Source organism: Amycolatopsis sp. NPDC049159, assembly GCF_040648295.1.
In the GTDB taxonomy this organism is placed as follows: domain Bacteria; phylum Actinomycetota; class Actinomycetes; order Mycobacteriales; family Pseudonocardiaceae; genus Amycolatopsis; species Amycolatopsis pretoriensis_A.
Window position 1 is genome coordinate 128846 of the sequence record NZ_JBEZDL010000018.1, and the last position, 19420, is coordinate 148265.

Annotated in this window: 18 protein-coding genes and 1 pseudogene; 10 read left to right on the plus strand and 9 right to left on the minus strand. The window is 66.5% G+C overall.

All coding sequences use genetic code 11. The features are described 5' to 3' along the window. Window positions 1-37 precede the first annotated feature (37 nt). The gene (locus tag AB0B33_RS30750; protein ID WP_360778128.1) at window positions 38-412 is read left to right on the plus strand and encodes a very short patch repair endonuclease; all 375 of its coding nucleotides are present in this window, start codon (window positions 38-40) and stop codon (window positions 410-412) included. Between the two features lie 3 nt (window positions 413-415). On the opposite strand, the gene AB0B33_RS30755 is transcribed toward AB0B33_RS30750, so the two are convergent. Beyond that, window positions 416-1513, minus strand: a complete 1098-nt coding sequence (locus tag AB0B33_RS30755; protein WP_360777944.1) for a DNA cytosine methyltransferase — start codon at window positions 1511-1513, stop codon at window positions 416-418. Between the two features lie 266 nt (window positions 1514-1779). On the opposite strand from AB0B33_RS30755, the gene AB0B33_RS30760 reads away from it, so the two are divergent. The 5 genes from AB0B33_RS30760 to AB0B33_RS30780 are packed head-to-tail and all read left to right on the plus strand — an operon-like array spanning window position 1780 to window position 8960. Then, complete coding sequence (locus tag AB0B33_RS30760) at window positions 1780-4350, plus strand: Z1 domain-containing protein (protein WP_360777946.1); 2571 nt, start codon at window positions 1780-1782, stop codon at window positions 4348-4350. Then, complete coding sequence (locus AB0B33_RS30765) at window positions 4350-5351, plus strand: PD-(D/E)XK motif protein (RefSeq protein WP_360777948.1); 1002 nt, start codon at window positions 4350-4352, stop codon at window positions 5349-5351. Before AB0B33_RS30760 ends, AB0B33_RS30765 begins: the two co-directional genes overlap by 1 nt. Further along, a complete protein-coding gene (locus AB0B33_RS30770; protein ID WP_360777950.1) occupies window positions 5348-7276 on the plus strand; it encodes a hypothetical protein in 1929 nt (642 codons plus the stop codon). The genes AB0B33_RS30765 and AB0B33_RS30770 overlap by 4 nt, the downstream gene beginning before the upstream one ends. Next, the gene (locus tag AB0B33_RS30775) at window positions 7273-8169 is read left to right on the plus strand and encodes a hypothetical protein (protein WP_360777952.1); all 897 of its coding nucleotides are present in this window, start codon (window positions 7273-7275) and stop codon (window positions 8167-8169) included. The genes AB0B33_RS30770 and AB0B33_RS30775 overlap by 4 nt, the downstream gene beginning before the upstream one ends. Further along, entirely contained in the window at window positions 8169-8960 is a 792-nt protein-coding gene (locus tag AB0B33_RS30780; RefSeq protein ID WP_360777954.1) for a DUF6339 family protein, read from the plus strand. Before AB0B33_RS30775 ends, AB0B33_RS30780 begins: the two co-directional genes overlap by 1 nt. On the opposite strand, the pseudogene AB0B33_RS30785 reads toward AB0B33_RS30780, so the two are convergent. From AB0B33_RS30785 to AB0B33_RS30805, 5 genes and pseudogenes are all read right to left on the minus strand, one after another. Continuing rightward, a pseudogene (locus AB0B33_RS30785) lies at window positions 8951-9115 on the minus strand (IS481 family transposase); the annotation flags it as partial. The gene AB0B33_RS30780 and the pseudogene AB0B33_RS30785 sit on opposite strands and share 10 nt — an antisense overlap. A gap of 235 nt (window positions 9116-9350) precedes the next feature. Further along, window positions 9351-9830, minus strand: a complete 480-nt coding sequence (locus AB0B33_RS30790) for a SitI3 family protein (RefSeq protein ID WP_360777956.1) — start codon at window positions 9828-9830, stop codon at window positions 9351-9353. Between the two features lie 24 nt (window positions 9831-9854). Next, a complete protein-coding gene (locus AB0B33_RS30795; RefSeq protein WP_360777958.1) occupies window positions 9855-10079 on the minus strand; it encodes a hypothetical protein in 225 nt (74 codons plus the stop codon). 1506 nt (window positions 10080-11585) lie between these two features. Then, window positions 11586-12137, minus strand: coding sequence for an SCP2 sterol-binding domain-containing protein (locus AB0B33_RS30800; RefSeq protein WP_247016535.1), 552 nt, complete (start codon window positions 12135-12137; stop codon window positions 11586-11588). Between the two features lie 69 nt (window positions 12138-12206). Next, the gene (locus AB0B33_RS30805; protein WP_360777960.1) at window positions 12207-12869 is read right to left on the minus strand and encodes an SCP2 sterol-binding domain-containing protein; all 663 of its coding nucleotides are present in this window, start codon (window positions 12867-12869) and stop codon (window positions 12207-12209) included. A gap of 127 nt (window positions 12870-12996) precedes the next feature. On the opposite strand from AB0B33_RS30805, the gene AB0B33_RS30810 reads away from it, so the two are divergent. Together AB0B33_RS30810 and AB0B33_RS30815 are read left to right on the plus strand one after the other, a co-directional pair. Next, complete coding sequence (locus AB0B33_RS30810) at window positions 12997-13653, plus strand: TetR/AcrR family transcriptional regulator (RefSeq protein WP_247016531.1); 657 nt, start codon at window positions 12997-12999, stop codon at window positions 13651-13653. A 3-nt stretch (window positions 13654-13656) separates the two neighbouring features. Further along, complete coding sequence (locus tag AB0B33_RS30815; RefSeq protein WP_360777963.1) at window positions 13657-14205, plus strand: plasmid pRiA4b ORF-3 family protein; 549 nt, start codon at window positions 13657-13659, stop codon at window positions 14203-14205. On the opposite strand, the gene AB0B33_RS30820 is transcribed toward AB0B33_RS30815, so the two are convergent. Then, the gene (locus AB0B33_RS30820; protein ID WP_360777965.1) at window positions 14197-15030 is read right to left on the minus strand and encodes a MaoC/PaaZ C-terminal domain-containing protein; all 834 of its coding nucleotides are present in this window, start codon (window positions 15028-15030) and stop codon (window positions 14197-14199) included. The genes AB0B33_RS30815 and AB0B33_RS30820 overlap by 9 nt on opposite strands. A 1-nt stretch (window position 15031) precedes the next feature. After that, entirely contained in the window at window positions 15032-16366 is a 1335-nt protein-coding gene (locus AB0B33_RS30825; protein ID WP_247016527.1) for a 3-oxoacyl-ACP reductase, read from the minus strand. 92 nt (window positions 16367-16458) lie between these two features. On the opposite strand from AB0B33_RS30825, the gene AB0B33_RS30830 reads away from it, so the two are divergent. Beyond that, entirely contained in the window at window positions 16459-17763 is a 1305-nt protein-coding gene (locus tag AB0B33_RS30830; protein ID WP_247016525.1) for an acetyl-CoA C-acetyltransferase, read from the plus strand. A gap of 61 nt (window positions 17764-17824) precedes the next feature. On the opposite strand, the gene AB0B33_RS30835 is transcribed toward AB0B33_RS30830, so the two are convergent. After that, window positions 17825-18364 (minus strand): DoxX family protein, encoded by a 540-nt coding sequence (locus AB0B33_RS30835; RefSeq protein ID WP_360777968.1) that lies wholly within the window; start codon window positions 18362-18364, stop codon window positions 17825-17827. 177 nt (window positions 18365-18541) lie between these two features. Between AB0B33_RS30835 and AB0B33_RS30840 the strand changes: the two genes are divergently transcribed. Next, window positions 18542-19276 (plus strand): MerR family transcriptional regulator, encoded by a 735-nt coding sequence (locus tag AB0B33_RS30840; RefSeq protein ID WP_360777970.1) that lies wholly within the window; start codon window positions 18542-18544, stop codon window positions 19274-19276. Window positions 19277-19420 lie beyond the last annotated feature (144 nt).

The window sequence follows — 19420 nt, forward strand, 5'->3', positions numbered from 1 at the left end:
GGAGCGCTTGAAGACCACATCCGCGGTACGCATCCGGATGAGCAAGCAGAAGTCCCGGAACACCGGGATCGAGATGTCTCTGCGCAGACTCCTCCACGGCGCCGGCTTTCGCTACCGCGTGCACCGGCGACCGGTCGAAGGGGTGCGCCGAGAGGCGGACCTGGTCTTCGGTCCCGCCCGCGTCGCCGTCTTCGTCGACGGTTGTTTCTGGCACGGATGTCCGGAACACGCCACTTGGCCGAAGAACAACGCGGAATTCTGGCGCGAGAAGATCGAAACCAACCGCAGACGCGACGCCGACACCGATGAGCGACTCCGGGACGCCGGTTGGCTCGCTCTCCGGATCTGGGAGCACGAGACCGCGGAGGCAGCTGCCGACCGAGTCATCGCCGCGATCCGGGAACGACGCTGAGTCTCAGCTGTCCTCCGTGTCGATCAACAACCCGGCCACCCCGCCGCGAGTCTTCTCCCAACTCTGCTTGACGCACCGGTCCAAGACCTTCTCGTCAAGCTTCTTGCCCAGAGCCGCGGCGAGGACGTGGGCGGCCAAGCGCGGCGGGATGGCGTTGCCGATCTGCTGAGCGATCGCACGCCCGGACCACGGGTAGTCATGCGGGAACGTCTGCAATTTTCCTGCCTCGTGGTCGGTGAAGCGATCCGACATGCCCTTCGGCCTGTCCACCAGCCGGTTGCGGGACACCTTGCCCGTCACGGTGAACGCCGGCTGCGTCGACAGCCGTTCCCCCCGCGCCTTCGGATCCCCGCCGGTGCCGTAGTTGGACACCACTTTGAACCGTTCCGACCAGCCGAGTGCTTCGCCCATCGTCTTCCACGGGCGGAGGCTCGGATCACCTTCTCCTCGCGCCGACTCTTTGCGGTAACGTCGGTGAGTCGGCTTCGGCAACTCGACCTCGTGGCCGTGCCGCGCGATCAGAATCGCACGCCGTCGTGTCTGTGGGACCCCGAATTCTTCGGTGTGCAAGATGCCGCAGTCGACGCTGTAGCCGCGCTTGCGGAGCACCTCGGCGTACGCCTGCCAGACGGGAAGTACAGCCGGAACCTGCTCGAGCACGATGGCTTCGTAGGGAACTCCGGCATCGATGACCCAGCGCAGAGGTTCCAGAACCAGTCCGGTGCGGACGTCCTCACTCAGACGCTTGAGGTCTTCGTCGGAGATGGGGGTGCCCTTACCGACCGCCTTGATCAGATCGACCACCTGGGTGATGACGCGTCTGCCTTCTCCCGGTCCCGCCACTGTGTACGTTTGGCACGGCGGGCCCCCGCTCAAAATCCGAGCCTGCGGATAGTTGGCGGGCTTCGAGAGACGCACGTCGCCCTGCTTGGTATGCAGGCCCGCGTTTTCCCGCGTCACGCAAGCGTCTTGGTCCCATTCGATCCCGACGACGGAGACGCCGAGCCAGTGAGCAGCGACGTCGAGTCCCCCCGGACCTGCGAAGAGGTCCACCATCTCGACCTGCACAGGCAGGGGTAGCGGTGACTGTCCGTCGGTCATGAGTGGGCAGTCTATAAGGCGCCCGATTGCAACGGATTCGACACGCCGGCCGCTTCCCCGCGCGGCCACCCGGACCTGTGTGATGCATCTGTAACCACCACACGGAGTAACGAAAGCCGCCATCAGGGCGACGTGATCGAACGCGGAGTGGACGCGTCCGGTGCTGAGTTACACCGGTCGAAGGTCACCCGTTCGATCTACCTGACGGCACGGCCGTCAGGTTCTACCGTGGATCGGGTCGATGGAACAGGCAGTTGGAGGATTCGGTGACCGACAAGTTCGACCAGCAGTACGCCGCGTTCCTCGACCTGGTGGACTCCGGCACCCCGGAAACCGCCATCAAGAAGATGGAGCTCTTCGGCGCAGAGGACGAGCTCCTGCAGCGGATCGCCGAGCGGCACGAGCGCGAAACCATCAGGATCAGGGAACGTGAGGAGCCGCGCAGCGTCATCCTCGACAACCGCTACACCTGGTACACCGGACCACGGCCACGCGACAGGTACTGGCCGGCGCTCGAAGAGCTGCTCCGGAAGTCGGGCTGGTCGGAGCAGAGCCTCGATGACCTCGACGGTGCTTCGACCAAGGTCGTGTCCCTGCTGAGCCATCCCCAGGTCACGAAATTCTCGACCAAGGGCTTGGTCGTCGGCTACGTCCAGTCCGGCAAGACGACCAACTTCACGGCGGTGACGGCGAAGGCGGCCGACCGCGGCTACAAGCTGTTCATCGTGCTCGCCGGCATCCACAACGGTCTGCGCCGCCAAACCCAGCTCCGCCTGGTGGACCAGCTGGTCAAGCCGAACCCCTCGCGCTGGCTCCAGCTCACCGACCCCGACAAGGACTTCACTCCGCCTGCCAACGCGGCCGCCTATCTGGCCAAGAACAACAAGCAGCACGTCCTGTGCGTCATCAAGAAGAACCCTCGTGTTCTCGAGAAGTTCTCGGCATGGCTCGAGACGGCTTCGGAGTACCTGGCGGACTGCCCGGCCTTGATCATCGACGACGAGGCCGATCAGGCGACGGTCGCCACCGAAACCATCAACCCGCTGATCATCGAGATCCTCGGCCGCCTGCCGAAGTCGGCCTACGTGGGCTACACCGCCACCCCGTTCGCGAACCTGTTGATCGACCCTTCGGTGAAAGATCTGTATCCCGAGCACTTCATCGTCAACCTGCCCAAGCCGAAGGGGCACTTCGGGACCGAGGTGTTGTTCGGCCGGGAGGTGATGGACGGTGAAGATCCCGAGGAGGTCTTCGACGGCTACGACATGATCCGGCAAGTACCCGATTCCGAGGTGGAGTTCGTACGCCCCAGCTCACGCTCCGACGCCGACGGATTCCAACCTGTTTTGACGGAGACGATCAGGACGGCGATTCGGTACTTCTGGCTGAGCACGGCGGCGCGTCGAGTGCGAAACGCAGGCAATCCACACTCGACGATGCTGGTGCACACGAGCGTCAACACCGCCGTCCACAACAGCTTCAAGCACCCCCTCACCAAGCTCCGCAACCAGAGCGAGGCCCTGCTGCGCGCCGGCGACGCCGATCTCCTGGCCGAGCTACGCAAACTCTGGGAGAGCGAAACAGCACGGGTACCGGCGGAGCTGTTCGGCGAGCAACCGGTCGCTTTCGACGAACTGGCACCGCTACTCCCCGGCGTTCTGCACGACTGCCGGATCATCATGGACAACTCCGGGAGCAAGGATCGTCTCGACTACGAGAACGGCCCGATCGTCGCCATCGCCGTCGGCGGCAACACTCTCTCCCGCGGCCTGACGCTCGAAGGCCTGGCCGTGAGCTTCTTCGTCCGATCCGTGTCCGCATACGACACGTTGCTGCAGATGGGGCGGTGGTTCGGTTTCCGCAACGGCTACGCCGACCTCCCCCGCATCTGGATGACAGACGAGCTCCGCGACTGGTTCCGCCACGTTGCGACCGTCGAGAGCGAGATGCGCCGCGACATCGACGTCTACATGGTCGAAGACAAGACGCCGATGACGTTCGCCGTACGACTGCGCACGCATCCCTCGCTGCGCGTGACGGCGGCCGCCAAGATGACCAACGCCATCCCCTCAGCCTCGGCGTACGGCGGTCAGCGCGTACAGACGCGATACTTCCGCACTGACCACGACTGGCTCGCCGCCAACCAGGCAGCCGCTCGCCGGCTCGTCGAGAAAGCCGTGCTCGAGGGCAGTCCGGAGGAGGACAGGCAAGACGACAACGAGCTGATCCGCGGCGTCCCGCACGAGCTCGTGACGGACTTCCTGCGTGAATACCGGTTCCACGAGAAGTCGCAAGAGTGCGATTCCAGGCTGTTGACCGACTACATCGCGAGGCGCATCGCCAAATCCGGCGCGCTGCGGGGCTGGAACATCGCCCTCATTGCCGGTTCGGCGGGCAAGGAGGCGCCGAAGGAGTTCACCTACGCCGACGGATTCACCGTTCGCATGGCCACTCGTTCGGCGCTGCCCGGCGACGACACCGACACCGTCGACATCAAGACCCTGATGAGCCGTCGGGACGCAGCAATCGATCTCGACACCTCATCCGTGCAGGGCGAACTGACCGAAGAGAAAATCAAAGGACTGCGCCTTCGACAAAGCCCGGACACGGCCCTCTTGGCGCTCTACGCGGTCGACAAGGACTCGGAACCCGAGACCCGCCGCGCACACAGTCGCCGAGCGCTGAACGCCGCCGAAGACGTCATCGGGGTCGGACTCGTCTTCCCGCCGCCTTCATCGGACGACTCGACAGTGGAGTGGCAGTACGTAGCCACCAACCTGGCGAAGGTGCGGATCGAAGACGAGGACCTGAGCGGTCTCGACGCGGTGGACTACTGATGGCCGTGGGATTGCGCGAAGTCGTCGACGACCACTGGGGGCGCCTCGACGAAGAACAGGTTTCCAGCCCTCAACGGGTGCGCACGTCGAACCTCCCGGTTGCAACCCCACTCGGCCCCCTGCTCGCAGCGGTGGACCACACGGGAAACCGCCACCTCCTCGTACCGCTGACGGCCCACCAGCACGTACGACTCGATCGCGGTGGCGCAGCCCTGACCGTCCGAGAGAGGCCGCTCGAGAACGAAGAAGTCTACGAGCGGTACGCCGACCTGGGCTGTGATCGGAGGGACCTCGACGGTGTCTTCACCGGACTCGTGGTCGACGTCCTCGATGCGGTCGGTGAAGCGCCTGATCGACCGCTGAAAGCGCTGTACACGGTGGTCAGTCAATGGCGCGCGTTGTTCCAGCATTCACCGGCGCCGCTGAGTCCCGATCGATTGGCGGGCCTCTTCGGTGAACTGGTGGTCCTGAACGAGCTGCTCGCAGGGGAGAGCACGGCCGTCGACTTCTGGACGGGCCCCTCCGGACACCGCCACGACTTCACCGTCGGCACGCACGGGATCGAGGTGAAGACGTCGACCGCGGCGACCGGACGCAAGGCCCGCATACACGGTGCCGAGCAGCTCCAGCCGCCACCGGAGGGCACCCTGGACCTGGTGTGGATCCGAGTGGAACGGGTCGTGGAACAGGGAAGCACCATCTCGGACCTCGTAGACCACGCGCGCCGCACCGGCGACGACGACACCAGGTTGCTCTTCAAGCTCGCGGAGGCCGGGTACCGGCCTGCCGACGCGGACCTCTACGAGGACGTGCGCTTCGTCGTCCGCGAGCAACGTTGGTACGAAGTGGACAGCGAATTCCCCCGCATCGCCCCTTCTTCCGCTCCGCCGGGTGTCTCCGATGTCGACTACACCGTCGACCTGGATCAACAACAGCCGCAGGTCACCGACCCGTCCGAGATCCGTGATCGGACCTTCCGGATCACCCAGGAGAGCAAGTGATCGCAGCAGCCTGGCACTCACAGGTGTTCCCGCCCGAAGGGGCGAGTACTGCCGAGGGGATCCGCAACCAACTCGGCAGGCCTGAGTTGGACCTCCTGACGATACTGATCCGTGAATCGGCTCAGAACAGCTGGGACGCGCGAACGGGCGACACGGCGGTCGACTACCACCTGGACCTGAGGGTGGTCAGCCCGGCGCACGCGCCGGCGTGGCGGGAGCTGCTCACCCGCAATGTGCCGACACACGACCACCTGCCGTTGCGGCAGTCGATCTTGAGCCCGGGGATCCGCATCCTGACGGTTTCGGACCGCGGGACCACCGGCTTGGGCGGGCCGACCCGCGCCGACAACGCGGTGGTCGAGAACCACGACTTCGTCTCGTTCATCCGCAACATCGGCGAGCCGCGGGACACCGAACTCGGTGGCGGCACTTATGGCTTCGGCAAGGGGATCTTCTACCTGTTGAGCAAGCCGGGGACCGTGCTCGTGCACACACGATGTCGGGTCCCGGACGGGTTCGAGACCCGGCTGATGGGCTGTGCGTTGTGGAAAAGCTACGCCGAAGGGGAGGGCCTCTCGGGTCGGCGGTTCACCGGACGACATTGGTGGGGGGCCCAATCCTCGGACGAAGTGGTCGAACCCTTGATCGGGACGGAAGCCGACGCCACGGCGGAACGGCTGGGCTTGCGCGGCTTCGGCCCGGAGGAGACCGGCACGACGGTCGTCGTCATCGATCCCGATCTCGGCGAGCGCGAGATCCAGGAAGCCGGAAGCTACCTCGCGGAGACGATCGCGTGGAACCTGTGGCCGAAGATGCTGACCGACTCCGAGGACGGCGCTCCTCCGATGCGTTTCTCCGTGCAGTGTGACGGCATCACGGTTCCGGTCCCGGACCCTCGTGAGACGACTCCACTGGACATGTTCGTCGCAGCGCACGAGGCAATGCGGTCGAAGGAGAATCGCAAAGACGTCTGGTACCTGGGACACCCCAAGACGAATCTCGGAGCGCTCGGCCTGGAGAAGCGGTTCCTCGCGCCCTTCGACGGGACTCCCGCAGCCGAAGCGGCAGGCATCGGCAACACCGTTCACCACGTCTGTCTGATGCGTACGGCCGAACTGGTGGTCACTTACCACGCCGGACCCAAACCTGCCGCGGAGTACGTTTCGTACGCTGGCGTCTTCCGTGCGGATGTCGAACTCGACAGTGTGTTCGCGTCGTCCGAACCGCCCACCCACGATGCCTGGAACTGGCAATCGCTCGAAGGCTTGCACAAGCGATTCGTCAAGATGGCCTTCACCCGGATCAAGGACGCCATCGAAAGACTGATCGAGATCGACGGTCGGGTCCGGGCTCCCTCATCGGAGATTTCGCTGGGTGCAGCGAGCCGCTCGTTCTCCGATCTGGTCGCGGGCGCTTGGGGCAACGGCGGCTCGTCCGACTACCGGCCGGCCTTCACTCCGGTGAAGCGCACCGCACCAGTAGGCACCGTTCAGCTTTCCGGCGACCTTTACGACGCCGGGAATAGTGGCGAAGGCAGTAATCAGCCCAAAGTGAGCGGACCCGAACCCGCCATCTCGAACGGTCGCCGTCCTCGAGTGGAGTACCTGGACGCGCCGTACTACGAGGTCCGCGCCGGCGACGTTCTGCTGATCCAGAAGTTCCGGGTCACGGCCCTCGGTCTGTACCGGTGCGTCGCAGACCTCGGCGTCGCATTGGCCGGCACGAGCAGCCGGGAAACCGATCCGCCGAAAGGGGCTGCCGAACCGCACCTCGTCGGCTGGGAGGGGCCGGACGGCGCGCTCCACACCGAACCGACGCAGACGCTCGAAGGCGGCGAAGACGTGTGGCGAGTCCTCGTTCGCCCGGCACCCGACACGACGACCGAGATCGCGGTATCCGCTCGACGTGAGGAGGCCCTGCGATGAGTATGCAGGCACCGCCGTACCGGATGGCCCCGGCGGAGGCCGTGTTGGCCGGGCCGTGGCAATGGCTTATCGACGACATTCCGACCGAGTTGCCGGACGCACTGAGCGACTGGGACTACCGCATGGACTTGTCGTTGCGGCAGAACGTGACCGTCGACGTCGACCTGGTGCGGCAGGCCACCGGGCTTCCTCCGTCGGCGAAGTTGACACTCGCGATGATCTGGACTGCGACCGGCTCAGGGTTGAAGTCCGCAGGCGACCGCGTTGGTCTACCCGAATCCGGCATCACGAACGTCGAGCTGAGCGCGGTCTTGTCCGGGAACCAACTCGGTGGCGTGCTGGGCCTGGAAACCACCTTGGTTCTGGCCGAGTACTGCGAAACCGCAGCTTTGGCGTCGCCGCGCCGAGCGGGTTCGATCTTGTGGACCGCCGAGTACCGGACTCGACTCCAGGGTGATGCACCGCTGTTTCCCATCGCCGTGGTCGACTTCTCCAAAACTCAGTACCCCGAAGACGCCGCCTGGCACGTCGAAATCGGCGGGGACTTCGAAACGGCCACCATGGGCGCCCTGCTCCTGCTGGTCAACGAACGTAAGCAAGTGCTGGTGGATGCCATGCGCAACGCAGCCAAACCGCGACCCGTCGACCGCGTCGTGTTGTCCAGCGTGCACGCGGACGTCGCCCGCACGCTGATCGACTACGCACTGCAAGATCAGGACTTCAGCCTGGAGGCCGACTACGGCGAAGAGAGCATCGGCAGCACGCTGCAGGCGCTCGTCGGCAGATTCTTCCCCGGTCAGACTCTGGCCCACTTGCGACGCCGACGCGAGCAGTCGCCGACATCGTTCGCCACTGAGCTACAGCACGCCGTGCGGATCTTCGGAGAGTCCTGATGAGCATCTTGTACCCGCGTCTCCTGCCGCGACAGGCTCACAAGCTGTACGAGCAGTACAAGTCGATGACGCTCGAGGAGCTCGCACAGCAGGCTGCGCTGCGCCACGACTCGGCCGTCTACGCTGCAACGGGCGGCGACCGAGTCCGGGAGAAGGACCTTGATCAGCTGCGCCAGGCCATCGTCGCCATAGCTCGCGAAGCCGGGTTCCCGAATCGCTCGACGCCTGCCACCAAGAACGAATTCGATCGAAAGGTCGCAGAGCTGCTTCACCGAACCACGGGACTCGCACCCGCCGAGGCGGCTGCCCGTGAGATCTGGGTGTTTCTCGCGCTCGTCGTTCTTCCGGACGTCTCGTTCTGGCGGTTCGAGAAACGGACGGATGAACGTTTTCTCGCCAAGGATCTGACGCGGCACGTTTTCGGTCGCCTCTGGTGGCGGGCCCACTTGGTTCACGAAACCGGCAGCGCTGATCCTTATGCCGCCCTCAACATCCTCGGCGAAGGTGCGTTCGACCAGATCTACGCACGACGGCGGGCGCTCGGCGGCAGTCCTCAGCTGGTTCGCTCGATCCTGCACGTCTGGCACGAGGTCGAGACTGGCGGACTGAACGAGACCGACCTGCTCAAGGATTTCCTGAAGCGCCTGCTCCGGCTCGGCGCGTTCATCTCCTTCGAGACCCTCCACGATGAGGAGTTGGATGCCGAGGTACGCCGCGCAGCTCAAGATTCGCTGCATGCGTTCATTGCAGAACGCCGCCCAAGACACGCGCTCGAACACGCTCACGAGTGACGGCTGGTTGTAGTGCCCTGTGAGGTTGGGACGCGGCTGGCGGGTGGCTGACCGGCGAGTGAGGTGTCGCCGCGGTAGGGGCCGGCTGGAGCCCATTCTTCGAGAAAAGTCCGGTTGAACCGCTCGACCTCGCCGTTGGTCTGCGGCCGGTAGGGCGCGTGCCCTTTGTTGGTGAAGGCCCCATTGTCGGTCAGTTCTGCGAGGGGATCCGGATTGCCGGTGCAGATGTCGCAATCCACACCGACCACCGGCGGCCCCCTCACACAAGATCATCCGGTCACGTGTCGCACGGATTGCAACGTCCCCGGACAGAACAGCTAGTCCGCGGTTGGTCCAGAGAACCGTCGCCTGGTCGCGACTCAGGTCAGGCACCGGGCTCACGCGGAACCTTTACTCCTCAGCGAAGGCTTTGGTTTCCCGGCGATAAGCCTGGTGCACCGCACCAAGGCGGTGTTTGGGCCAGATGTCGTCGCGCTCGTTCAGCGTCAGCTCACCCTTGTGACGCATCAGCCAGATGACGTCCATGCCGGAGAACACCGCATCGCCGGTGATCCGCTCCAGCAGACCGGAAACCACTCGGACCATGACGTCCTGCTGCTCAGGGATCTTGTCGTGCTTGTAGAGGCTGAAACCCACCGCCACCGTGGGGGTGATTCCGAAGTCGGTGATGATCGGCGCCCAGGCCGCGGGCTGGCGCTCGTAGACGCGAACCCAGGTGCGAAGGGGGGTAACCGCTCCGTCACGGACCACCTGGTCGGGTGTGACCGATGCGTCGAACAGCTCCAGCGAGCGGCCGACGGTGAGCAGTTCACGCGCGACTTGCTCCGGCGACGAAGAAGTCGCCATTTCGAGATCGTAAGAGATAGCCATTCGAACAGGTCCTCGCGTGCTAAATCACGGGTAACGGTGGAGTATATTGCTTTGTTTGTCGATCGCGATGGCCTCCTTGAGGCCGCCGATCGGGTAATCGTGCAGTTGCGCACGCATCATGTTGAGGTCCACCGGGCTGTCGGCCAGGTTGAGAACGATCCGATCCGTCTGCTCCTTCGCGACCTTCTTCGCCATTTCGTCGGCGATGTTGCGCGCGCGGCCGGTTGACGGCGCGTAGTTGTCGAACACCTTGCCGTCGATGAGGTAGTCGGGGTCTCGGCCGTTCGGCAAGGTTGGCGGGTTCTGCTCGACGTCATAGCCCGATCGGGAGAGGGTGGCCGCCGATTCGTTCTCGCGCTGGAACGAGCGGTTTCCGGGTCAGCCCCCTTCGGGATGTTCGTCGGGTGGCCACCGGGGGCGGCGTGGCGGTCCGGGACTCGGGACGGTTCGGTGTGCCCACTGATCTCATCGCTGATCTTGCCGGCGTCGACACCTTCCACTTCCGGGTTCGGCGTGCCGCTCATGGCCGCCTGCATCGCGGGCACCACACCTTGGGTGATCGCGACCGCCCCACCGGCGGCGACGAGGATGGTTTCCGCGGTGGCGACGACCTCGGCGATGGGAATCGCCAGCGTGGCGCCGGCTTCGACACCGAAGTAGTCGAGCGCTTCGATCACGCCGACGATGAGCGCGTCCAGCCCGCCGTCGGTGAGGACGCTGATGACGAGGACCAGACCGACGATGCTCAGATCATCGATGATCGACTTGATCTTCTCCTGGGTGTCGTTGTTCCAGATCCGGAAGTCGACAAGGCTGTTCGCGACATCGTCCAGGGTCTGCGGCAACCCGGTCAGGATCGAGTTCTGACCGGCAGCGCACTGCCAAAACTGCTCCAGCTCCTCGAGGTCATCGGAATTGTTGTTGCCGACCAGCCCCTGCAGCTTCGAGTGCAGATCGTTGACCAGACCGCGGACAGCGGCCGTCGCGTCGCGACACGCCTGGGCGGCGCTGTCGATCCGGCCGGTGTCGGCCGTGGGGATGTACTTCTCCAGGAAGTCCGGCATCCACCACGGGGAATCGCCGGTCAAGGTCACGAAGTCGGTGTTGCCGGGCCAAGCGTTCGGCACGACCGGCGTCCACGGCGGTGTTCCGCCAGGCTTGCCGGGCACGCTGCTCCGATCGGCGCTCGCGTGGTTGAGGGCGGAGACGTCGATGCCCTTGCCGATGGCGCCGAGCAGGTCGAACGCCGTGCGGAAGCCCTCGTTGAGAATGCAGTCCAGGGCACTGGCCCAGCCGTCCTGGTACTTGTGCGCACCATCGCTCGCACCGGCCGCTCCGGCTGTCTGGTCGAGGTGGTTGAGCAGATCCTGCCGGATGCGCTCGAGACTGTTCTGCGCGTCGACGAACTGTTGCGCGACGAAATGGAAGTCGGAGAGTTCGACCTTCATGGGGTTGGTCGGACCGCCGTCCGGTCCACGTTCCGGTGCGACCACGTTTCAGCTCCGCCAAATCCGGACATTTGTTTCAACTGCGGCAGCGTGGTTGTCGTGCGCATTGGTCACGACGGCGCGAATCCAGCGCAGCTGATCTCGTAAATCGCGGGCGATGAGAACCACTCGGTGATCGATTCCTGGAACGAGTAATGCCCAACCCTGTCCAAGACAGTTGCCAGATCAGCCACGATTTCGTCAACCGCGCCATTCAGCCCCTCAGTAAACAATCGCCTACAGCCCGACTCGGAAGGGTAGTCGAAATCTAATCCACCGTCGGCTTGGGGATGTCGAAGTAGCTTGAGAACCGCACCGCGGGGGCGTACTCGCCCTTCACCTTCACCCGGCCGGTCACGAACATCGCTGCCACCGCCGCGTTGCCCGTTGCCATCCTGATGAAGTCGTCCACCGACAGCGTGATCGTCGTGTCCGGGGATCGCGACAGGTCCGCCGAAGAAACGCACACCCCGTCCTCGATCACCGTCTGGAAGCGGTCGTACCCGTCTTCTCCGGAGCCCTCCGAAAAGCGCCACGAAACCACGAAATCCACGTGGCGTGCCTTCTCCGGCAAGAAATGCTCCGACATCCTGCGGAAAATCTCGTCCAGGAACACCGGGCGCAACTCGGGATGCTCCGCGATCGCCTTCAGCTGCTCGCGAGACGCCCGGCGGACCACGTCGACCAGGACGTCCGTCGACAGCGAGCTCAACTCGATGCCCGCTCCCGCGGAGCCCAGCATGTGCAAGGTTTCCAGGACCTGAATGAACTGCGAAGCTGTCAGGTTGCCGATGACCAGCTTCTCCGCGAACGCGTTCACCACGTGGCTGCTGCGGATCGCTCGGGGCCGGGAAAGGCGCCACTTCGCTTTTCGGGGCACGGATACTGACTATACGGGGTGGGGGAGGTCGAAGAATCCGATCAGGCCCGCCGCGAAGGCCAAGTCGCCCTTGACCTTGATCTTTCCCGTGACGAACAGCACCGCCGGGGTTGCCTGGTGCGTGATCAGCCGGAAGAAGTCGGCCGGCGCTATCGTGATCGTGACTCGGGGGGTGGCGCGCGTCTCCCGGCTGACCGTGCACGAGCCGTGGGAAATCACCGTCTCGTAGCGGTCGTAGCCGCCTTCGCCCGCTCCGCCCGACAGGCGCCAGTGGACCACCGCGTGCAGGTCGCGGGCGCGGTCCGGCCTGATGTGGGCACCCATGCGGGCGAAGATCTCGTCCAGTACGCGCTCGCGCAGGGGGCGCTCCGCGACGACGCTCTCCAGCTGCGCGCGTGACGCCGAGGACACCAGGGACGCGAAGCGGGCCGGCTCGACCTTGCTCAGGTCGAACGCCGGAGCGCGGGCCGCCAGCCTGAGCAGAGCGTTCAAGAGTCTTCGGAAGTCGTCCTTGCCGAGATCGCGCGGGTTGAGCGCGTCGGCGAGGGCGTTCACGTCGAGGGCGTGCGCCTCGGGGCTCAGCGGGTCGAGGCGCTCCAGCGCGTCCAGCAGCGCCGCCCCGCGGAGGGTCGCGACGCGATCGGCGCTGGTCATCCCGGCGTTGTCGGCCATGGTCACTCCCTCTCCGGTTACCCACGCGTAAGGCTACCCGCCAGTAGGTAGGCGGGCAAGCGTGCCGAAATCACCCTGCCGTGGTCGCGCCCGGTACCGTCTCCGGGCAGCAACGAGGAGGTCCAGCGTGTCAGAGGATGATCAGCGTCCGCCCGAACGGGCAAGGCGGCTGCCCCGTGCCGTGCGCGAGCGGCAGATCTTGGACGCGGCCGTCCAGGTCTTCTCGCGCCACGGCTACCACGCGGCGTCGATGGACGAGATCTCCGACGTCGCCGGTGTCTCGAAGCCGATGATCTACACCTACCTCGGCTCCAAAGAGGACCTCTTCGGCGCCTGCATCCGCCGCGAGGCAACGCGGCTGCTCGAGGCCATCCAGGCCGGTGTGCAGCCCGACCTGCCACCCGACATGCAGCTCTGGCACGGCCTGCGGTCCTTCTACCGCTTCGTCGCCGAGTACCGCGAGTCGTGGACGGTCCTGCACCGCCAGGCCCTGACCGTCGGCGGGACCTTCGCCGCGGAGATCACCGACATGCGGGCGCGCGCGATCCAGCTGGTCGCCGCGCTCGTCGTGTCCGCCGGCACCCGCAAGGGCGTCGGCGAGCAGGCCGAGTTCTCCGGCGAGGGCCTCTCCGCGGCCTTGGTCGGGGCGGCCGAATCCCTGGCCGACTGGGCCCTCGACCACCCCGACATCTCCGACGGCGTCCTGGCGTCGTGGCTGATGAACCTCGTCTGGCTCGGCTTCAACGACCTCATCGAGGGCGAGGTCTGGAAGCCTTCGGAATAACGCATGACCACGCTCACGGTGAAAATAACCCTGACCGACAGCGAGCCGGCGATCTGGCGGCGGGTGGCCGTTCCCGACGACTTCTCGCTGGCCGACGTGCACGAGCTGATCCAGGACGCCTTCGGTTGGGAGCGCAGTCACCTGTGGGTGTTCGAGACGGCGGACGGCGTGTACGGGCTTCCGGATCCCGAACTCGGCCACGCCGATGCCCGGTCCAAGCGGATCGGCGAAGTGCTCCGAGCTCCCGCCGACGCACTGAGCTACCAGTACGACTTCGGCGACGACTGGTTTCACGAAGTGACGCTCGAAGCCCGTGAACCAGTACGCGGCCGCCCCCGCTGCCTCGACGGACGCCGGGCCGGACCGCCGGAGGACTGCGGCGGCATCGGCGGCTACGAAGAGCTGCTCGACGTGCTCGCCGACCCCAGCCACGAGGATCACGACGAAACCCTGGAATGGCTTGGCCTGACGGCGGCCGACGAGTTCGACCCGGCGGCGTTCGACCTCGCCGCGGTCAACCGGACGCTCGCCGGCCGATTCCCGTCAGAGTGAGGTGATCGTGCCGTCCAGGTGGGGTTTCGTCTTGCTCCACAGCTCGAACGCCCAGCCCTCCGGAGTGGACCACGACGTGAAGCCCGCCTTGCCCGGCAGGAACACCGGCTGCTTGAAGCGGACGTCCACCGTGAACGCCTCCGGCAGGCGGCCTTCGAACGAGGCCAGTGCGTGGGCCTTCGTCCACATGCCGTGGGCGATCGCCTTCGGGAAGCCGAACAGGCGGGCCGTCAGCGGGTGCAGGTGGATCGGGTTGCGGTCGCCCGAAACCTCAGCGTAGCGACGGCCGATGTCGCCCGGGATCCGCCAGATCGCGTCCGGGGTCGGCGAGGCCAGCTGGTCACGCCGCGAGGAAGATCCCGACGACGAACCCCGCCGCAGGTACGTGCTCACGTCGACCCACACCAGGTCGTCGCCGGCCCAGGCCTCGCTGACGACGTCGAACTGACGCCCGCGCTCGTGCGGGCGCAGGTTCTCCGCGCGCACGCGGATCGTGAGCGGCTCGCTCAGCCGCAGCGCGCGGTGCTGCGTGATCCGGTTCGCCACGTGGACCATGCCGAGCAGCGGGAACGGGAACCCCGGCTCGGTCATCAGCGCCATCTGCAGCGGGAACGCCAGCATGTGCGGGTACGTCGCCGGCAGCTCGTCGCTCAGCCGGAAGCCGCACACCGTGTTGTACGCCGCCAGGTGCGCCGGGTCGACGGTGACGCCGGTGCGGACCAGCTCGGTGTCCGGCAGCGACGAGCCCGTTTTGCGAAAACCGAGCAGCGCCTTCGGGTACAGCGTCGCCAGGCTCGGCGTGCTGTCGAGTTCGCGGATCACCACGTCAGGCCCCCAGCAGCGCCTGGCCGCAGACGCGGACCACGTTGCCGTTCACCGCGGCCGACGCCGGGTTCGCGTACCAGGCGATCGTCTCGGCGACGTCGACGGGGAGGCCGCCCTGGCCGAGGCTGGAGAGCCGGCGGCCGGCCTCGCGGATGAACAGCGGGACCGCCGCCGTCATCTTGGTCTCGATGAAGCCGGGCGCGACCGCGTTGATCGTGCCGCCGTACGCCGCGAGCTGCGGGGCGCCGACGTTCACCATGCCGATCACGCCCGCCTTCGACGTCGCGTAGTTCGTCTGGCCGACGTTGCCGGCGATGCCCGCGATCGACGAAACACCGATGATGCGGCCGTTCTCGCGCAGCACCTTGTCGGCGAGCAGCTTGTCGTTCACCGCCAGCTGCGAGGCCAGGTTCACCGCGATCACCGAGTCCCACGCGCTCTCGCTCATGTTGCCGAGCGTCTTGTCGCGCGTGATGCCCGCGTTGTGCACGACGATGTCGACGCCGCCGTGACGCTCCTTCAGGTACTCCGCGAGCTTCGCGGGCGCACTCGGCGAAGTGATGTCGAGCTGCAGCGCCGATCCGCCGACCTTGTTCGCGACCTTCGACAGGTCGCCGCCCTGCGCGGGGATGTCGAGCGCGACGACGTGGGCGCCGTCGCGGGCCAGCACCTCGGCGATCGCCGCGCCGATGCCGCGGGACGCGCCGGTGACCAGGGCGACCTTGCCGTCGAGCGGCTTCTCCCAGTTCGCGGGCGCGGAGGCTGTCTTGCCTTCGGCGCCGATGCGGATGACCTGCGCGTCGACGAACGCGGACTTCGCGGAAAGCAGGAAGCGCAAGGTCGACTCGGTCGCCTCTTCGGCGCCTTCGGCGACGTACACGAGCTGGGCGGTCGCGCCGCGCTTCAGCTCTTTGCCGACCGAGCGCACGAAGCCCTCGAGCGCGCGCTGCGCGATCCGCTCGCGGCCGTCGACCTGCTCCGGCGGCGTACCCAGCACGACGACGCGGCCGGACGGCCCGACGCTGCGGATCACCGGGTGGAAGAAGTCGTAGACCTCGCGCAGGCGGGCGGGCTCGGTGATGCCGGTGGCGTCGAAGACGAGCGCGGCGTGCCGGTCGGTGGCCGAAGTGACGACCTCGATGCCCGCGTCGGCGAGCTGGTCACGAAGGGTCTTTTCCAGCCGTCCGCCGGGCGCGGCGCCGAGAAGTGCGGGACCCTCGAGGGCGGGTTGCCCGGGCTGGTACCGGCGCAGCGTCGCGGGACTGGGCAGGCCGAGCTTCGGCACCACGAACTTCCCCACCGGGGTTTTCGTGAACTGCTGGTACCTGTCAGCCATCGGTTGCCTCCCGTGCAGTCTGCGTCACGTCGCAGTCTAACCTACTCCCCAGTAGGTTACAGTGTGAGAGACACGACCAGAGAGGTGAGTTCATGCCGCCGAAGCCGAAGCAACCAAAGCAGGCGCCTGCCGTGCGCAAGGTCGCGATCATCGGGGGCAACCGGATCCCCTTCGCGAGGTCGAACGGCCCGTACGCGAAGGCGTCGAACCAGGACATGCTCACCGCCGCGATCGACGGTCTGGTCAGCCGGTTCTCCCTGCAGGGCGAGGTGATCGGCGAGGTCGCGGCCGGTGCCGTGCTCAAGCACTCGAAGGACTTCAACCTGGCCCGCGAGAGCGTGCTGGGCAGCAAGCTTTCGCCCGCGACACCCGCCGCCGACGTCCAGATGGCGTGCGGCACGGGTCTGCAGGCGATCGTCAACGTCGCCAACAAGATCGCGCTCGGCCAGATCGACTCGGCCATCGCCGGTGGCGTCGACACCACGAGCGACGCGCCGCTGGCCGTCAACGAGGACCTCCGGCAGATCCTCATCCAGCTCAACAGCGCGAAGACGCTCGGCGACCGCCTCAAGCTCGTCGCGAAGATCCGCCCGGGCCACATCGTCCCGGCGATCCCGCGCAACTCCGAGCCGCGCACCGGGCTGTCGATGGGCGAGCACGCGGCCCTGACCGCGAAGATCTGGGAGATCACCCGCGAGGCGCAGGACGAACTGGCCGCGGCCAGCCACCAGCACCTCGCCGCGGCCTACGACCGCGGGTTCTTCGACGACCTCGTGACGCCGTTCCTCAAGCTCGCGCGCGACCAGAACCTGCGCGCGGACTCGACCGCGGAGAAGCTGGCCAAGCTCAAGCCGGCCTTCGGCGGCCCGGACGGCACCATGACGGCGGGCAACTCGACGCCGCTGACCGACGGCGCGTCGACGGTCCTGCTCGCCACCGACGAGTGGGCGAAGGCGCACAACCTGCCGGTGCAGGCGTACCTGACGTTCTCGCAGACCGCGGCCGTCGACTACGTCCACGGCGAAGAGGGCCTGCTGATGGCGCCCGCGTACGCCGTGCCGCGGATGCTCGCGAAGGCCGGGCTGACGCTGCAGGACTTCGACTTCTACGAGATCCACGAGGCGTTCGCTTCGCAGGTGCTGGCCACGCTGAAGGCGTGGGAGGACCCGGCGTTCGCCAAGGAGAAGCTGGACCTGGACGCGCCGCTGGGCTCGATCGACCGGGCGAAGCTGAACGTCAACGGCTCGTCGCTGGCGGCCGGGCACCCGTTCGCCGCGACCGGGGGCCGGATCGTCGCCACGCTGGCGAAGCTGCTGCACGAGAAGGGGTCCGGCCGCGGCCTGATCTCGATCTGCGCGGCCGGCGGGCAGGGCGTCACCGCGATCCTCGAGAAGTAGCTTTCATAGGGAAAGTGCCGCCTCCGGGAGTTCCGGGGGCGGCACTTTCCCTATGAAAGTGTCAGCTGGGGAGTTTCTTCTGGGCGCGCTTCGCGAGCTTGTTCGCCCGCTTCTGGCCCCGGCGGGTCAGCCGCTCGGCGCTGCGCCCGACGTCCTTCGCGGCGTTGCGCGCGCGCCAGGCCGCCGAGGGCTTGCCGTGCGTGTCGCTGACCGCGAGCAGGAGGCCGCCGGCCAGGCTCGCGTTCTTGAAGAACTGGATCTGCTGCTGCTGGCGCTCGCCCGGGTCCTTGATGGTCCAGAAGCTGTGCGTCGCGAGCGTCGTCGGCACCAGGCTGCCGAGGAGCAGCCCCGCCGCGAGCCGCGGCGCCTTACCGGCGGCGAACGCGAGGCCGGCGCCGATCTTCACCGCGGCGTCGATCCGAACGAGCGTCACCGGGTCGCGCGGGACCTGCTCCGGGATAACGTCGCCGAACTTGTCCAGCGTGGTGTTGAGGAACGGTTCCGCCGCCTTGGCGTGGCCCTCGGCCTGCCTCAGCGCGTTGATGCCGCCCGTCACGAAGATCGTGGCGAGCAGGGGACGGGCCACTCGACGGAGTATCACGGTCGTTGCCTTCCTCGTACGGGCCGCTGCCTGGTCGAACCTACTCGCTGAGTGCCCGCTCGGCTTGGGCTCGAACCCTCATCGGGCTTTCTGGGTAAATATCGGCCTGACGCTAGAAAGTCGTAGAGAGCTTTAGCGGTTGACCTTGACGCTGCGTCAACTTCTATCGTCGACGCCATGGAGTGGTCGATCCAGGACATCGCCCGCTCGGCGGGGACCACGAGCCGGACCCTGCGCCACTACGGCGCGGTCGGCCTGCTCGAGCCCAGCCGGATCGGCGGCAACGGCTACCGCTACTACGACGAGCACGCGCTCGTCCGGCTGCAGCGGATCCTGTTGCTGCGCGAGCTCGGCCTCGGGCTGTCGGCCATCGCCGAGGTGCTCGACGGGCAACGCGACAGCGAGGCCGCCCTCGAGACGCACCTGGAGCTGCTCGAACAGGAGCGGCGGCGGATCGGACGGCAGATCGAGTCGGTCCGGACGACCCTCCGGAAACTGAAGGGAGGTGAACGACTGATGGCAGAAGAAGTTTTCGACGGCTTCGACCACACCCGCTACGAAAAGGAGGTCACCGAGCGCTGGGGCGAATCGGCGTACCGGACGGGCGACGAATGGTGGCGCTCGCTGTCGGCGGACGAGAAGCAGGCCCACCAGCAGGAGCAGCGGGACATCGCCGCCGCGTTCGGGTCGGCCCACGCGGCCGGGCTCACGGTGGACTCCGACGAGGTCCAGGCGATCACGCGCCGGCTGCACGCATGGCTGAAGCCGGCGGTGTCGTCGGTGTCCGCGGGGTACTTCGCGGGCTTGGGTCAGCTGTACGTCGACGATCCGCGTTACGGGTTCGAAGGTGCGGGCGCGGAATTCGTCCGCGACGCGATGAAGATCTACGCGGAACGGAACCTGAGCGACTAGCGCGACGTCGTAGTGCGCGCTGGGGGTAGGGACGAGCAGGGCTGCAGACCTGTTCGTCTCTATGTACGGCCATCCGGTCGAACCTCGGCGACACGCCTAGCCGTCTATGGCGGAATATCGGGCTCGCGCTAGATACGCCGATAA

Bases quoted from the DNA above. Each gene is read 5' to 3' on its own strand.
- AB0B33_RS30805 (WP_360777960.1), bottom strand. From the start codon at position 12,869: ATGGCCGACAACGCCGGGATGACCAGCGCCGATCGCGTCGCGACCCTC.
- AB0B33_RS30750 (WP_360778128.1), top strand. From the start codon at position 38: ATGAGCAAGCAGAAGTCCCGGAACACCGGGATCGAGATGTCTCTGCGC.
- AB0B33_RS30780 (WP_360777954.1), top strand. From the start codon at position 8,169: ATGAGCATCTTGTACCCGCGTCTCCTGCCGCGACAGGCTCACAAGCTG.
- AB0B33_RS30790 (WP_360777956.1), bottom strand. From the start codon at position 9,830: ATGGCTATCTCTTACGATCTCGAAATGGCGACTTCTTCGTCGCCGGAG.
- AB0B33_RS30825 (WP_247016527.1), bottom strand. From the start codon at position 16,366: ATGGCTGACAGGTACCAGCAGTTCACGAAAACCCCGGTGGGGAAGTTC.
- AB0B33_RS30755 (WP_360777944.1), bottom strand. From the start codon at position 1,513: ATGACCGACGGACAGTCACCGCTACCCCTGCCTGTGCAGGTCGAGATG.
- AB0B33_RS30765 (WP_360777948.1), top strand. From the start codon at position 4,350: ATGGCCGTGGGATTGCGCGAAGTCGTCGACGACCACTGGGGGCGCCTC.
- AB0B33_RS30830 (WP_247016525.1), top strand. From the start codon at position 16,459: ATGCCGCCGAAGCCGAAGCAACCAAAGCAGGCGCCTGCCGTGCGCAAG.
- AB0B33_RS30840 (WP_360777970.1), top strand. From the start codon at position 18,542: ATGGAGTGGTCGATCCAGGACATCGCCCGCTCGGCGGGGACCACGAGC.
- AB0B33_RS30815 (WP_360777963.1), top strand. From the start codon at position 13,657: ATGACCACGCTCACGGTGAAAATAACCCTGACCGACAGCGAGCCGGCG.
- AB0B33_RS30775 (WP_360777952.1), top strand. From the start codon at position 7,273: ATGAGTATGCAGGCACCGCCGTACCGGATGGCCCCGGCGGAGGCCGTG.